The 14,962-nt window shown below is 64.4% G+C and carries 10 protein-coding genes; 3 read left to right on the top strand and 7 right to left on the bottom strand.

Annotated elements, in window-relative coordinates:
• The first annotated feature begins 11 nt into the window (after positions 1 to 11).
• The gene (locus VR863_RS10585) at positions 12 to 4,121 is read left to right on the top strand and encodes a hypothetical protein (protein WP_324829263.1); all 4,110 of its coding nucleotides are present in this window, start codon (positions 12 to 14) and stop codon (positions 4,119 to 4,121) included.
• A 27-nt stretch (positions 4,122 to 4,148) separates the two neighbouring features.
• Here VR863_RS10585 and VR863_RS10580 read toward each other — a convergent pair whose 3' ends face one another.
• Genes VR863_RS10580 through VR863_RS10565 form a run of 4 tightly spaced genes read right to left on the bottom strand, consistent with a single transcriptional unit; the run spans position 4,149 to position 10,146 of the window.
• Entirely contained in the window at positions 4,149 to 5,003 is an 855-nt protein-coding gene (locus VR863_RS10580) for a metallophosphoesterase (RefSeq protein WP_324828431.1), read from the bottom strand.
• A gap of 34 nt (positions 5,004 to 5,037) precedes the next feature.
• Positions 5,038 to 6,798: a cytochrome c3 family protein gene (locus VR863_RS10575; protein ID WP_324828430.1), complete on the bottom strand. Its 1,761-nt coding sequence runs from the start codon at positions 6,796 to 6,798 to the stop codon at positions 5,038 to 5,040.
• Between the two features lie 10 nt (positions 6,799 to 6,808).
• Positions 6,809 to 7,708, bottom strand: coding sequence for a hypothetical protein (locus VR863_RS10570; RefSeq protein WP_324828429.1), 900 nt, complete (start codon positions 7,706 to 7,708; stop codon positions 6,809 to 6,811).
• The gene (locus VR863_RS10565; RefSeq protein ID WP_324828428.1) at positions 7,708 to 10,146 is read right to left on the bottom strand and encodes a cyclic nucleotide-binding domain-containing protein; all 2,439 of its coding nucleotides are present in this window, start codon (positions 10,144 to 10,146) and stop codon (positions 7,708 to 7,710) included. Before VR863_RS10565 ends, VR863_RS10570 begins: the two co-directional genes overlap by 1 nt.
• Positions 10,147 to 10,288: 142 nt before the next feature.
• Between VR863_RS10565 and VR863_RS10560 the strand changes: the two genes are divergently transcribed.
• Positions 10,289 to 11,224, top strand: a complete 936-nt coding sequence (locus VR863_RS10560) for a tetratricopeptide repeat protein (protein WP_324828427.1) — start codon at positions 10,289 to 10,291, stop codon at positions 11,222 to 11,224.
• Here VR863_RS10560 and VR863_RS10555 read toward each other — a convergent pair.
• Positions 11,221 to 12,492 (bottom strand): lipopolysaccharide biosynthesis protein, encoded by a 1,272-nt coding sequence (locus VR863_RS10555; protein ID WP_324828426.1) that lies wholly within the window; start codon positions 12,490 to 12,492, stop codon positions 11,221 to 11,223. The two genes, VR863_RS10560 and VR863_RS10555, sit on opposite strands and share 4 nt — an antisense overlap.
• Before the next feature lie 16 nt (positions 12,493 to 12,508).
• Positions 12,509 to 13,321 carry an NTP transferase domain-containing protein gene (locus VR863_RS10550; RefSeq protein ID WP_324828425.1) on the bottom strand — a complete coding sequence of 271 codons (813 nt, stop codon included), beginning with the start codon at positions 13,319 to 13,321 and terminating at the stop codon, positions 12,509 to 12,511.
• Between the two features lie 65 nt (positions 13,322 to 13,386).
• Between VR863_RS10550 and VR863_RS10545 the strand changes: the two genes are divergently transcribed.
• On the top strand, positions 13,387 to 14,109 hold the full coding sequence (locus VR863_RS10545) for an Nmad3 family putative nucleotide modification protein (protein WP_324828424.1): 723 nt from the start codon (positions 13,387 to 13,389) through the stop codon (positions 14,107 to 14,109).
• Here the strand turns inward: VR863_RS10545 and mmsB are convergent.
• Positions 14,096 to 14,962: a 3-hydroxyisobutyrate dehydrogenase gene (mmsB, locus tag VR863_RS10540; protein WP_324828423.1), complete on the bottom strand. Its 867-nt coding sequence runs from the start codon at positions 14,960 to 14,962 to the stop codon at positions 14,096 to 14,098. The two genes, VR863_RS10545 and mmsB, sit on opposite strands and share 14 nt — an antisense overlap.

Here is a 14,962-nt window from a genome sequence, read left to right as displayed (position 1 = left end):
CCCTTGCGGTCATGATCTTCGCCGGTGCGGTGGGCCTGCGCGCGGCGGAGGGCGAAACGCCGGTGGAACGCGACTATTCGCTCGTCACGGCCGCGCCAGCGCCCCGCATCCAGACCGAAGCGCAGATGATGGCCAAGTCCGACGGCTGTTTTTCGTGCCACGTCCGCACCGATCAGCCGACAATGCACGAAACCCCTGCGGTGCGGATCGGCTGCGTCGATTGCCACGGCGGAAACGCCAGCGTGGTCGGGAACAGCGACCTGCCGCATGATGATCCCGCCTATGTCGCCGCGCGCGATGCCGCGCATGTGCTGCCGAGGTATCCCGAAAGCTGGCATTGGCCATCCTCTGCCAATCCCAAGCGTTCCTATGGCCTGCTGAACAAGGAAGACCCGATCTTCGTGCGGTTCGTGAACCCCAGCGATTATCGTGTCGCGCGCGAGGCGTGCGGAGCCTGCCATATCGAAACGATCGAGGCGGCCGAACGCTCGATCATGGCGTCGGGTGCGATGCTGTGGGGCGGGGCGGCGTACAACAACGGCATCCTGCCGTTCAAACGCTACATGCTTGGCGAAGCGTACACCCGCGACGGGCAGCCGGCGAAGATCGAAAGCCCCGGCGCCCCGGCGGGCACGGTCACCGAGGCGCAGGCGGCGCGCGGCGCGCTGGCGGAACTCTATCCCATGCCGACGTGGCATGTGATCCCCCCCGGTGACGTGTTCCGTGTGTTCGAACGCGGCGGACGCAACATAGCCACGCAATTCCCGGAAATCGGCCTGCCGAACCCGACCGGTTCGATCCAGCGGCTGGAAGAGCCAGGACGGCCCGACCTCAAGCAGTCGAACCGCGGTGAGGCCACGGGCCTGCGCGTGGCGATCCCGGTGCTGAACATCCACAAGACCCGGCTCAACGATCCGTTCATGTGGTTCATGGGTACGAACGATCAGCCGGGCGATTACCGCCATTCGGGCTGTTCGGGCTGCCACGTGGTCTATGCCAACGACCGCGAACCGCGCCATTCGCTGATTTATGCACAGTATGGCCGGGACGGGCAGAGCCAGTCGGTCGATCCCACCATCGCGGCCCTGTATGAAGGCGGCCGCGGGGGCGATCACGGGGACAGCCACGGCGGCGGCCACGGCGCGGTGAAGGCCCCCGGGGAAAGCGACCGGCACGCCGAAGACACGCATGGTGATGCCGCGCCCGTGAAGGAAAAGGGCCACCCGATCCGCCACAGCTTCACCCGATCGATCCCCACGGCGCAGTGCATGAACTGCCACATGCACCAACCCAATATCTTTCTGAATTCGTACCTCGGCTACACCATGTGGGATTACGAATCCGATGCGCCGCACATGTGGCCCAAGGACCAGAAGTATCCCACCGCCGAAGAGGTTCATGCGGTGCTGGACCGTAATCCCGAAGGCGCGGCGCCCAAGGGCAACTGGGCCGACCTCGATTTCCTGCGCAACGTCTATGACCTTAACCCGGACCTGAAGGACACGCAGTTTGCCGATTACCACGGGCATGGGTGGAATTTCCGCGCGATCTTCAAGCGCGACCGGGACGGCAATCTCCTCGATGCGGAAGGCGGAATAGTCTCGCCCGACGATCCCGAAAAATGGCGCAAGGAAGGCGAGGGCAAGTTCGTCGAGCCCGGCACCAATCCGGGCAAAGCGGTCCACATGATGGACATCCACGCGGAAAAAGGGCTGCAATGCGCTGACTGCCACTTTGCCCAGGACAGCCACGGCAACGGGCTGATCTACGGCGAAGTCGCCAATGCGGTGGAAATCGGCTGCAAGGATTGCCACGGCACCGCCGACGCTTATCCCACGCTGCTGACCAGCGGCCCCGCCGCGCCGCCCAAGGGCACCGATCTTTCGCTGCTGCGCAACCCCGACGGCAGGCGCCGGTTCGAATGGACCTTCGACGATGACGGAAGGCGGGCGCTGGTCCAGCGCTCGATCGTTGACCCGTCGCTCGAATGGGTGGTCAGCCTGACGAAGGATAGCGTCGATCCTGCCAGTTCGCATTTCAACGCCAAATCGGCCCGCGCGAAACTGATGAGCAAGACCGGTGCGGAAACCGGCATGTTCGAATTCGGCACCGGCGTTTCCAAGGACGAGCGCGCGCACGGCGAAGAAGAGATGGCGTGTTTCACCTGCCACCTGTCCTGGACCACCAGTTGCGGCGGTTGCCACCTGCCGATCGAGGCGAACTGGAAGACCAAGTCGCACCACTATGGTGACGAGGAAACGCGCAATTTCGCGACATACAATCCGCAGGTCGCGCGCGACCAGATGTTCCAGCTTGGCCGCCATCAGACCACCAAGGGCAATCAGATCGCGCCGATCCGTTCGACCAGCGCATTGGTCCTGTCTTCGACCAACATCAACCGCGAACGGATCTACATCCAGCAGCCACCGGTAGCCGCCAGCGGCTATTCGTCACAGGCGTTTGCGCCGCATTTCCCGCATACGGTCAGGCTGACCGAAACGAAGACCTGCACCGATTGCCACCTTTCGTCCGCGGACGATAACAACGCGATCATGAGCCAGCTGCTGTTGATGGGCACGAATTTCGTGAACTTCGTCGGCATGAACGCCTGGGTCGGTCTGGACAACGGGTTCGAGGCCGTGCGCGTCACCGAATGGGATGAGCCGCAAGCGGTGCTGGGATCGTATCTGCACCGATACGCCTATCCCGATTACTGGCGCATGCACGTCGAAGACAATGGGCGCGAACTGAAGAACTGGGTGCGCGGCAAGACGTTCGATGGCGATGCCAGCGGCGAAACCAGGGCGTTCGAACAGTTCGCCAATGTCCATGAAGGCACGCGCGATGCCGTGGGCTGCCTCCAGCTTCGCGGCGAATACATGTTCGTTGCCGAAGGAAAGGGCGGTTTTCGTGCCTATGACGTGGCGTCCATCGCGAACAAGGGCGTGTCCGAACGGATCATCACCGCCCCGTTCAGCGCGCTGGGGCACGATGCCCACGTAAAGACCAGGAACGCCACCTGCATGGCCCTGGCGACGACGCAGCCGGTCCGCCCCGATCGCAACAAGGCGATGGCGGCAACCCCGGTCAACGACGCTGATGGAAATGCCGTTATCAACGAAGACGGCACGCCGATGTCCCTGCTTCAGGTGAACCAGGAACAGGCGATGCGGCCGATTTACGATTACGCGGTCGTCACCGATGCGGTCGAGGGTCTGATCCTGGTGAACATCGAAACCATGGCCGATGGCGAGTTTCGCAACAACGATCTCAAGCGCACCCGGTTTGCCGATGGCAGCAAGGCGTGGAACGAAGGCGGCGTGCTGGATGGCGCACGGCACATCACGCTGGCGGGCGACATCGCCTATATCACCGCCAAGCGCGGGCTGGTGGTGGTCGACCTGTCGGAACCGGAAAACCCGCAACTGATGGCGGTGCGCGAACTTGCCGATGCGCGCGCATCGACAATCCAGTTCCGTTACCTGTGGGTCACCGATGGCGAAGGCGTGAAGCTGTTCGATGTTACCGACATGCGCAACCCCGTCGCGATGCCGCAGGCTACCGTCCCGCTGGCCGATGCGCGGCGCGTCTATGTGGCGCGGACCTACGCCTATGTCGCCGCCAAGCAGGACGGGCTGGTCATCCTCGACGTGACCCGCCCATTGTCCCCCAAGGTGTACCAGCGCGTTACCCTGGACGGTACGTTGAACGATGCCGAGGATGTGATTGTCGGCTCCACCAATGCCACGCTGTTCGCCTATGTGGCGGACGGGCGGAACGGGATGAAGGTGCTTCAGCTGACCACGCCGGACAGCCAGCCCAATTTTTACGGATTCAGCCCCGCGCCCAAACCCGAATTGATCGCCTGGGCGAAAACGAGAGGTCCAGCCATTTCCTTGTCCAAGGGCCTCGACCGCGACCGCGCCGTCGATGAAACCGGCGGGCAGATGGCGGTCTTCGGACGGCTGGGATCGCGGCCCTTCAACCGCACCGAGATGGAGCGGCTGTTTCTGACCCGCGCCGGTGTGCCGTGGAAGGTCAGCGACGAACCGGATATGCGGGCGTGGGTCGGTGGGCGTGGGCCCTGGCTGGACCCGGGGCGTGCCAGTATTGCAGACTGACGCCGCAACCGCGGCGCGGTCGGCAATCTAGCTGTTACGTTCGGAGAACATTTCCCGGATCATCGGCTTCAGATGCTCGCCGTAATGGGCCAGCACATCCCAATTGTCGCAGGTTTCGTAATGCGTCACCAACTGGTCGCCATTCCAGTAATGGAGGGCATAGCTGGGCGGTTCGGTGGTGATCAGCGCCCGGTTGTCGGCGCGCGTTTCGTCGATCGGCCGCAGGTCGAGCGCCACGAGCGGAGCGACCGACGGCGTGACACTCACCATGATGCCGCGAAACTGTGCCTGGATTCGGCGGTGCAGATGTCCGCAGTGGATGGCGCGGATATCGCCTTCAAATCCCGCAACCGCGGCGGCGAAATTGGCGATCCAGTCTTCGGACGGATCGGGATCCATCCAGTCGATCCCGCTGACGACAGGGGGATGGTGCATGAAGATCACGCAAGGCGACCCCTGGCCCTGTTCCAGCGTGGCCCGCAGCCAATCACGCCGCGCCGCGCAGAAGGCACCGCCGTGCCGCCCGGCTTCGAACGTGTCGAGGCAGATGATCCGCAAACCGTCCCGTTCGACCACGTAGTGAACGAACCCTTCGTGACTGGGCGTTCCGGGAAAGGCGCGCAGCAATTCCTCGCGGGTATCGTGATTGCCGACCAGCGGCAGGATGGGACACGGCACGGCCTTCAGAAGGTCAGCGATCCTGGCGAAGCTCTCGCGGTCGCCGTGATCGGTCAGATCGCCGGAAAGGACCAGCACATCGGGCGTGTTGGGCGAGGAGATCACCCGATCGAGCGTGCTGCGGAACCGGATGCGGTTAAGCTCTTCCGGTTTTGCATCGGGATCGAAGCCGATGTGAATGTCGGTCATTTGCGCGATCAGCATTCCGGACCCACCTCCAGCGTGCCTTCCCATTCCGTCATTCGGACGTCCCCTTGCGCGAAAGCCGGGCGACCTTGCCCGCTGGCTGGGCCGGAAGGTCATCCTCCTTGCGGCGGAAATCGGGTGGGTGATAGCTGTGGCACATCGCACAGCTGGACGGGACATCGGCCTGGGTCGCACTTTCGCCCTGGTGGCAATCGCGGCACGTGGCGAGCGACGGCAGAAGCAGGTCTTGCGCGCTCTTTGAGGTATCCGCCGCATGGCAGGTGGTGCAGGTTTCCTGTTCGTGCGCCTCGTGGTCGAACCGTCCCTTGGTGAAATAGGAACTGCGCTGGAACACCGGCATCACGCCGCGCTGCCCATCGACCGTGGCGGGCACATGGCATTCGCCGCAGACCCCATCCTTGCCCAGCGCCCGCGAAATGCCGATGTAATTCTGCGTCGGGCGCCCGAAATCCTGGAAATAGCGCCCGCCGCGCTGGAATTCCCCCGGACGCCGGCGGGCGGTGACTACCGGCTGGCGCGGTGCGCGATCGAGTGCGATCAGGTCCGCCTGCATTTGCGCGACATCGCCGTGGCGCAGCGTGCGGACGGTGTTGCCGACCTTGTCGTAGGCAAGGCTGTGGCAGCTTTCGCAATCCTCCTCCATCACCACGGGCAGGAATCCGTTCCTGTCGTCTGTCGGTCGGTGGCAATCGGAACACTGCAACGCCTCGCCATAGCGCGACAGGTTGCCGGCCATGCGGGCGACGCCGTTGGTCCGGGAAAGATGCTTGTCATGGGGGAAGCGCAGCCCGCTGCTTTCCCGTGCCTTGCCGTCGATGACCACCCGCGTGAGTTCGTCGCTGCCCGCCGTCTGGTGGATCATCGCCTGCAACTGCGGGTGATCGGTGCCGAAATCGTGCGCGTTGCCAAGCCTGGTATCGGACAGGCGTGTGTCCATGCCGTTATGGCAATCGGAACAGAATGCCTGCGCCGTCGGCTGCATCCTTCCGGCGCCCTCGTGTTCGGTGTGGCAGGTTGTGCAGGCGGCGGGGCCTTCCTTGCCAAAGGTATCGGCCACGGCCCACAGCAGCGCCTCGCCGGTGCCCATCGGCTCGCGGCCTGCGAGCAGGCGGTCCGCGGCGGCATGATCGCCTATGTCTTCGTGACAGGTGAGGCATGCCTCGTCGCGCACTGCGACGAACGGTTCGACATGGCACGCTTCGCAATTCTGCTCGAGCGCGTGGTGCGCCTCGCTCAGCTTGCCGGTGCTCCAGCTGCCATCGAGGGCCACCTGGTCGGGGCCATCGGCACCCGCGCGCTTGTCTTCGCGGGTGAGGTGGGACCACACCGGCACAGCCAGAAAGGCAACCAGTATCGCGGCAAGCGCGGCCCACGCCATGACCCTTTTGCCTGGCATGGCGCTGGCAAGGTCGAAGCCGCGCACGGCATCGCGGTTGCCGAAATCGCGTTCCGACCGGGTTACGGTGACAAGCACGCGCCCTTCATCGTCGCGCGAAAAGGCAAGGGCATAGGTGCCGAAGAGCAGTTCCCCGCCGCCTGCCGGATCGAACTGTGTTTCCGCCGTGCTGCGGCCGTCGTGGGCGAACCGGTGATCCGAAGTGGACGTGGCGCGCACCCGCCCACGTTCGACCAGTTCGACCGTGGCGTGATGCTGCTCCACCGCAAGGTCGGCAAGGACCACATCGTTGGTGGTCGCGCGCCCGATCGTCAGGGTATCGCCCGCCACTTCGCGGTCGCGCACGATCTCGCGTCCGGTGGCGGTGTGGTCGACAGTGCGGATCAGGAAAGTCATCGCCCCTGCCTCACCAGTAATAGAACACGGAAATGACGTGCGCGGTCAGTGCGGTAAGCAGCGCGATCGTCAGGGGGACATGGATGTACAGCCATATTTCGAGCATCGCCTTGGTACGCATCTGACGCCGGATCTGGTCGATCTGGCTGGCGCGGCGGCCGAGCAGCGCGCGCACCTTCTGCTGCGCAGCGTCGGTTTCGTCGTGGTTATAGGCCCGTTCGGTCGAAATGCTTTCAAGTGCGCGGCGCGTGGCGTCGCGGCGATCGGCCCCGCGCAGCCGCGCAAGAACACCCGCAGTGAACACGTCCTGTTCCAGCGCGGCGATAACCGCATCGGCATCGCTGCGCTCAAGCGGCTGGGCCGCCGCCTCGAGCTGGCGGTCGATCGTCGCCAAGCTTTCGACCATCTGTTCGCGGGTCATTTCCCGGCGGTTCTCGGAAAGCTTTGCCGGAAGGACAGCGTAAACCGTGATGCCGTAAATGCCGGTGGCGATCACCAGCATCATCAGCGCCCAGGCCAGCGTATGGACATTCCAGCCCAGCTGGAAACCGGTGTGCAGCGTGCCGATAACGACCAGCGAAAGTCCCAGCCAGACATGCGCGCTGGTCCAGCCCTTGAGGCTCCAGCTTCCGGGTGTGGGGCGGCGCTTGCGGATGCCCAGCCAGGCCAGCCAGACGATCAGGCCCAGCCCTGCCGTGCCCAGCGTATACCCGTACCAGCTGCCGCCGTTGTGGCGCGGTTCCACATCGATCAGCAGATACGTCGCCAGCGCGAACAGCGCCAGCAGCGCCGATGCCTTGGCCCAGCGGAATGAACGGTGCGAAAGAAAGCTTTCGTGTTCGGCCGAACGGCGGCGTTCCGCTGCGGCAAAGGCCCTGTCCTTGTCGCGTCGTCCAAACAGCGAGGCCATCAGTCAGCCTCTTCCATACGGGCGACCGAAAGGAACCGTTCGGGGCTGACACGGATCGCGGCGCCGGTGGGACAGGACCGGACACAGGCCGGTCCCCCTTCGACACCGGAACACATATCGCATTTGATCGCCACCTTGGGCCGTTCGGCGCCTTCTGCCGCAGCGGCCTTCTTGCGCCAGGCATAGCTGGCTTCGCCCGGTCCGGGGCCGGCACCGAACAGCAGCCAGGATAGCAGGCCCGGCTTCTTCGGAGGCCTGGCGTCCATGCGGATCACGCCATAGGGGCAGTTGCGCTGGCAATTGCCGCAACCGATGCAGGTATCGTCGATGAACACTTCGCCGTCCGGCCCGCGGCGGATCGCGTTCGGCGGGCAATCGGCCATGCAGTGCGGATGTTCGCAATGGCGGCACGATGTCGGCACATGGAGGTGGGCGTAGGTACGCCCCGCCTCACGGTCGAGCCGCGAAAGCCCGTCGTGGCTGTCAGCGCAGGCTTTCTCGCAATTGTCGCAGCCGACACACAATTTCTCGTCGATCAGCAGCACGTCGGTCGCTTCGCCCAGGCCGTTGTCCACGAGGAACTGTGCGGTCTGCGAATACATGTCGACCGCGCCGCCAAAGCTGGCCTTGCGGCTTTCGACGAAGTCGTTGATTTCGCGGCGTCCGGCCATGTCGTCCAGCGCCCGTGCGCGAATGTCGGGCTTTGCATCGAGCAGCGCGTTGAACGCTTCGCCGGGGAAACGGACCACCTCGCTCTTGATCGCGGCGCGGACGCTGGCGGTGCGCTTGGACCCATCGATCACCGCCATTTCACCGAAATATGATCCGGCCGGCAGATAGGACAGGAACACCGGATGGCCGCCAAGATTCTTTTCCACGATCATCGACCCGCGGCGCACGATGAAGATGTCCTTGTCGTCTCCGCCTTCCTCGATGACGATATCGCCTGCGGGCACGGAAACGACCTGTGCCGCATCGACCAGCTCGCCGACATCGTCCCTGGTCAGCCCCGAACCGAACAGCTGGAGCAGCTGGCGTTCGATCGAAATGCGGTTGACCGCGCGGTTGGCCGAAGGCGCAGTCGCCAGCAGTTTCAGCGCCGCCTGACGGGTCAGTTCGATCACCACCGTGGGTTCGGCCGCGCGCACCGTGGAACCGCGCCTGCGGCCGGATATCAGCCCCACTTCCCCGAAAATGGACCCCTGTTCGATTGGAACGGTGACCGATGGATCGTCGGGCTTCACCTCGACGGCGACACTGCCTTCGGCGATGGCGAACATCGACGATCCGGGATCGTTTCGGGTAAAGATTATCTCGCCGCGTTCGTAGGCGTGCACCGTGCTGTCGAGCATCAGTTCGCGGATCTGCAAGGGCGACAGTTCCTGCAGGATGACGATTTCACGGTGGAAGGTTTCCAACCAGTCGTCGACACTGCGGCGGCCCGGCAGGCGGGCAAATTTTTCGGCCAGGATCGGTTCGTCGGCGGGCTTGAGATCGGTGTTCCCGCTGAGGAACTCGATCACGTCATAGCCCTGGTTCATGCAATGCTTGATCAGCGGGTATCCGGCCAGCGCCCCGATGACGTGGATGCCGTTCTTGGTCGTCTCGAAACTGGGTGTGAGTTGGGGAAAGGCGCCCCGGTCTTCGCTGGTGAAGGCAATGCCTGCGCCTTCGACGAACGCACGGGGCGGCTGCGACCCGGTGCGGGCGATGATCCGGTCGCAGCGGATCGCCTCCTGCCCATCCCGCGTATCGAGCAGAAGTTCGCCGGGCCGCACTTCGCTGGGCGAGGTTTCACGCCGCACGATGATCCGTCCGTCGGCTTCCGCTTCTTCCAGCAATTTGACGTTGGCACCCTTGGCCCGGGCGAAATCGGCGCTGCGGTTGAGGATCGTGACGACGTTGCCCTGCGCCTCGTCCGCGGCAAGGCCGAGCGCGTTTTCGATCCCGGCATCGCCGGACCCGATCACGGTTATATGCTCGTCCACATATTCGGTCGGATCGTCGAGCTGGTACTGCACATGCGGGAGATCCGCGCCGGGAAGGCGCAGGAGGTTGGGATTTCCCTGGGTGCCAATGGCCAGCACGACCGCTTCGGCCTCGATCGTTTCGCCGGTGGAAAGCTTGAGCGAAAACGCCCCCGCTTCCCCTGAAATTTCCTTCACTTCGGCGTTGAGCCGGACGTCGACCTTGTTGTCCTCGATCTGGCGATCCCACGTATCGAGGATGGTTTCACGCTTGCCGGCATCGAAATCCAGATCGCTGCGGAGCACCAGATTGGCGGGTGTCGCCATGACGTGCTTGCCCTTCTGGTATTTGAAGATCGTATCCGAAAGGTGGTCCGTCTTTTCGATCAGGACATGGCTCATGCCCAACGCCGCCGCGTGTGCGGCAGCGCTCAGCCCGGCAGGGCCGGACCCTACAATCGCAACACGCACGTTATGCGCCAATCTTGCTTGCCCCCCCAGGCAGGTCTGCAACCCATTTTCTGTAACGGCTGTGCATCATAAGCATAACTCGTGCGCTGGCAATTGCTGACCCCGGACTTGCGCCCTACCGTGCTGCGGACGGGAGACTGGAATGAGCGAGAAAACGGGGCCAAGCGGCGCACAATGGGGCGTGTTGCTGTTCGGCGCAGCCCTGGCCGCAGCGGCGACGGCGATCGGCTATCGGGCGCTGGACGATGGCGGATCGGCGAACGATGCCGAGCTGGCGCAGGCAGGGCCTGCGTCGATCGAGGAACTCGAACGGCGCGCGGGCGAGGCCGGTGATGATCCGCGTCCGTGGCAGGAACTGGCCTTCGCCCGGTTCGACCGGGGTGAATTCGATAAGGCGGCGGAAGCGTATCGCGCGGCCATCGCGATCGATGACGGTCAGGCGGTCCTGTGGTCTGCTCTTGGCGAAACGCTGGTCATGGCAAGCAAGCGGGACCCCTTGCCCCGGGACGCGCTGGCCGCCTTCCGCAAGGCCGTGGCTCTTGACGCGAACGACCCCCGGGGCCGGTATTTTCTTGCCGTGAAGCGCGATCTCGATGGCGATCATGAAGGCGCGATTACCGATTGGCTGGCGCTGTTGGCGATCACGCCGCCCGGAGCGCCGTGGGAGGCCGATCTGGCCCGCACCATCGAACAGGTCGGCAAGATCAACGGCATCGATACCAGTGCGCGTCTGGCGTCGGTCCGCGAAACGCAGCAGTCGCTCGCCCCTGCCGATCCGGCAGCCTCCGTTTTTTCGGCCGGTAACGCGATCCCCGGGCCCGATGCGGGCCAGATTGCCGCTGCTGGGGCGATCCCCCCCGGAGAACAGCGCCAGATGGCGGAAGGGATGGTTGCCAGCCTGGAAGGCAAGCTGGCTTCCGATCCGGCAAATATCGAAGGCTGGATAATGCTGATGCGCAGTCGGCAGGTGTTGGGCCAACCGGATCGCGCGCGCAAGGCGTTGAACGATGCACTTGCGGCGAACCCGCAAGCCGCCACGCGATTGCGAAACGAGGCAGAGGTTCTGGGCCTGCGTTAGGGCCGGGAGGTTTCTTCGGGTTTGGGTTTGACCGTGATGGTGATCTGGCTGAGCGAGATCACCGCAACCCAGAAGCCGATCACGGCCAGCGCGCTGGAACCCAGCACAGTGAAAGCGGCGCCCTTCAGCCCGTTCCAGTCCATCGCCGCCTTGAGCAACGCCAGCCCGAGCAGCGTGGGAACCGCGCGCATCGCCAGCGCGGTGCCCGCGCGTCCGGCGCTGACCAGCAGCGATTCAAGGCTGGCACCGACCAGTTCGATGGCACCGGCAATCGCCAGAATGACCATTGCCCAATAGACCACCGAAAATTCAGGACCAGCAATGAAGACGAGGCCCTGGCGCCCGAACAGGACAGCCACCAGCACGGCCAACGCGCCGCCGATCAGCGCGATATTCGCCATGCGCCGGGCCATGTCGTGCGCGTTTTCGCGGGCGTGGACCAATTCCGGATAAATCGCCTTCGATACCGTCTGCGCGAGACTGACGAGCGCTTGCCCAAGTTGGCTCGCCACCCGGAAGCCGCCGGCAAACCCTTCGCCCCCGATCGCGCCGACCAGCAGGATCAGCACCTGTTTCGAGCCGACATTCAGGCTGCCGGTGAGATTGGTCGACCACACGAATTTCCATGCGCCCGGGTGGTCGCGGGGGATGCGCCACAGGCTGATTTTCGACAGGTCGATGCGCTGCGACCGTCCGGCGGCGAACCACAGCGCGGCGGCCACCGCCACCTCGGCTGCGGCCCACGCCAGGATGAACCCGATCACGGTTGGCAGGAACAGGACCGCCAGGACCGCACCGATGGCACGGATAATCGGCTGGACCGCTTCGGCGGCGGTGGCGCGGCCGTATTCGAAACGCAGCCGCAAAAGACCGGTCGGCGTGGTGCGAATAGCCAGCAACGACACCAGGCAGTATCCAAAGGCTACGGGCAGCAGATCCAGCGGCAGCGGCAGCCAGAATTGCGCCGACCAGCACAGCACGGCCGCCAGCACCAGACCGAGCGCGATGGACAGCATGTCGAGCGCGATGGCAAAACCTGTCGCTTCGCCCGGACCGTCTTTGCCCGAACCCCAGCGGACCACGAACTGCCACGTCTGGAAATTGGCGAGACCGGTCACCGTTTGCCCCAGCGCCACGATAATCGCGAAATATCCGAACCCGTCGAACCCGAGAGTCCGCGTGGCCAGCGCAAGGTAGACAAGGCTCAACACGGCGTTGACCCCGCGGCCGCTGAGAAGCCAGCCGATGTTGCGGATCAGGCGGATCATCGCGTGACGGGCCGTATCAGGCCGCGGCGCCGCTGCGTCTGGCGAGCACGCGCTCCGTCACGGTAAAGGTGCGTTCGTTGTCCACGTCGATGGCGCAATATCCGTTGTCCATCTCCAGCGGCACCATCTTGAAGCCGAACCGGCGCGACACCTGGGCGAACAGTTTTTCCTTCGTGCCCCAGCCCAGAACGAAGCGGACGAGGTTGATGACGCCAAAGGCCTGCGCGATGCGTTTGGGAAACTTCACGAACTGGCCGCCGCCGCGCATGATCTCGGCCGCCGAAAGCGCCTTTGCGCTGCCGATCCAGTAGGTGTTGCAGTTGGAAAATTCGCCATCGGAAAATTCGTAGAATTTCTTCTGGCCTTCCGGGTCGGCGCTGCGAACATCTTCCTTGCGGGCAAGCGCGGCTGCCGCGCCTGCTTCGCTGGCCTGCGCCTTGTCGACGAATTCGGCAAAGTCGTCCGGTAGCCACAGGCAGTTGTCGGCCGTGGTGATCATGATCGGATAGGTCGCCCCGTCGGCGCCGGAAAACACGCTGTCGACCAGGTTGAAGGCGCCGGGCCGGAAGACCAGGCGTCCTTCCTCGACCAGTTTGGCGATCGACGGGATGGCCGCGATTTCTTCGGGTTCGTGCGCCACGACGCGGATTTCGCCGATACGATCGCAGGCGGCGACATTGGCCACCACACGCTCGATCATCGGCATTCCGCCCACCGGGACGACGCATTTCTGCGCCACGTCGGCGCGCGCGGCCAGCGGGTCGAGCACACCGGAACGTTTGCCGGCCATGATAAGTGCGGTGACTTTGGTATCGTTGGGGGTCGTCATGCGCGCCCTTTAATCTGCAAACGCAAGCTTGTCACGGCACCCCCCGACGGGCAGCGTCGGACGGGATGCGTATTATCTTCAGCCGCAAGGGTTTCGACAGCGCCGCGGGCGGCGGCCCATCGCCGATCGTGGACGGGCGGCCCATCAGCCTGCCGATCCCGGCAGGTGCGGCTTCGGCCACGACCTATGGAGACCTTGGCCTGGGGGACCATTGCGCCCGGGCCAGCAAAGGGCGTCATGACGCCGAGGCGCTGTGCCATCACGACCCGATGTTCCTGCCCGATGGCCGCTGCCTGTTCGGGCAGGTCGGCGCGGCGCAGACGCATCTCGCGAACCAGGGTGTGGGCGTGGGGGACGTGTTCGTGTTCTTCGGCCTGTTCCGCGAAGAAGGCGGCGATCCGCACCATCGCATCTTCGGTTTTCTCGAGGTGGAGGAATTGATCGCGCTCGCGGATGGGGTGCCCGACTGGCTGGTCGATCACGGCCACCCCCATGCGCTTGCGATGCACGGCAAGAACGACACGATCTACGCTGGCCCCGGCCAGACGGCGGTGCGGGCTAGCGACGCCTTGCGGCTGACGATCCCCGAAGGTCCGCCGAGCCTTTGGCGTCGCCCCGACTGGCTGAAACCCGGCGGTCTCAGCTATCACGATCGGCCTGACCGCTGGGCTGGCGAGCAGCGCCTGCGGAGCGTTGCGCGTGGGCAGGAGTTCGTTGCCGACATCGGACGCCGTCAGGCCCCGCGCGAATGGCTCGCCCGGATAAGGGGCGAAATCACAGGGTCTTGATAATCGCCGAGAAATCGAGCCCGCCGTGCTGTTCGGCGAAGGCTTCGTAAAGCTCCGCAGCGGTCGAGCCGAGCACGGTGGTGGCATCCACGCTGTTTGCCGCTTCCATGGCCAGTCGCAGGTCCTTGAGCATCAGCGCCGTGGCGAAGCCGCCCTGATAATCATTGTCCGCCGGGCTGGTGACACCAACGCCGGGAAGCGGGGTGTAGGCATTGAGCGACCAGTTGTAGCCCGAGGAAACCGAGCTGATTTCGTAGAACTTCTGGGGATCGAGACCGAGCTTCTCCGCCATTGTCATCGCCTCTGCCGTGCCGATCATGGTGATGGCGAGCAGCATGTTGTTGCAGATCTTGGCCGTCTGGCCCGCGCCTGCATCGCCTGCGTGGATGACGGCCTTGCCCATGGGTTCGAGCACTTCGCTGGCGCGTGCGAACGCCTTGTCGGTCCCGCCGACCATGAAGGTCAGCGTCCCGCCGTTCGCCGCCGCTATCCCGCCCGAGACAGGTGCGTCGACCATGTCGTATCCCGCAGCCTCGGCCATGGCGATTACGTCCTTGGCGGTCGCCACGTCGATGGTCGAGCAATCGAGCAGCACGGCGCCTGCAGGCGCATGGCCGATGACGCTTGTCGTATAGACCGACTTCACGATGGCGCCGTTGGGCAGCATGGTGACGACGCCATCGACGCCCTGCACGGCCTCGCGCGCTTCGGTGAAAGTTGCGCAGCCGTGGTCCTTCGCCGCCGCAAGCGCCGATTCGGACAGGTCGAAGGCATTCACCTCGTGCCCCGCCTTGACGAGGTTGGCGGCCATCCCGCCGCCCATGTTACCGAGGCCGATAAAAGCGATTTTCAT

This window comes from Qipengyuania zhejiangensis (assembly GCF_035607565.1).
GTDB lineage: Bacteria > Pseudomonadota > Alphaproteobacteria > Sphingomonadales > Sphingomonadaceae > Qipengyuania > Qipengyuania zhejiangensis.
This window is presented reverse-complemented; position numbering and strand designations above follow the sequence as displayed.

What these genes read in the sequence shown, in the direction of transcription:
- VR863_RS10560 (WP_324828427.1), top strand. Translation starts at nt 10,289, where the DNA reads ATGAGCGAGAAAACGGGGCCAAGCGGCGCACAATGGGGCGTGTTGCTG.
- VR863_RS10555 (WP_324828426.1), bottom strand. Translation starts at nt 12,492, where the DNA reads ATGATCCGCCTGATCCGCAACATCGGCTGGCTTCTCAGCGGCCGCGGG.
- mmsB (WP_324828423.1), bottom strand. Translation starts at nt 14,962, where the DNA reads ATGAAAATCGCTTTTATCGGCCTCGGTAACATGGGCGGCGGGATGGCC.
- VR863_RS10545 (WP_324828424.1), top strand. Translation starts at nt 13,387, where the DNA reads ATGCGTATTATCTTCAGCCGCAAGGGTTTCGACAGCGCCGCGGGCGGC.
- VR863_RS10585 (WP_324829263.1), top strand. Translation starts at nt 12, where the DNA reads ATGATCTTCGCCGGTGCGGTGGGCCTGCGCGCGGCGGAGGGCGAAACG.
- VR863_RS10550 (WP_324828425.1), bottom strand. Translation starts at nt 13,321, where the DNA reads ATGACGACCCCCAACGATACCAAAGTCACCGCACTTATCATGGCCGGC.
- VR863_RS10580 (WP_324828431.1), bottom strand. Translation starts at nt 5,003, where the DNA reads ATGCTGATCGCGCAAATGACCGACATTCACATCGGCTTCGATCCCGAT.
- VR863_RS10570 (WP_324828429.1), bottom strand. Translation starts at nt 7,708, where the DNA reads ATGGCCTCGCTGTTTGGACGACGCGACAAGGACAGGGCCTTTGCCGCA.
- VR863_RS10575 (WP_324828430.1), bottom strand. Translation starts at nt 6,798, where the DNA reads ATGACTTTCCTGATCCGCACTGTCGACCACACCGCCACCGGACGCGAG.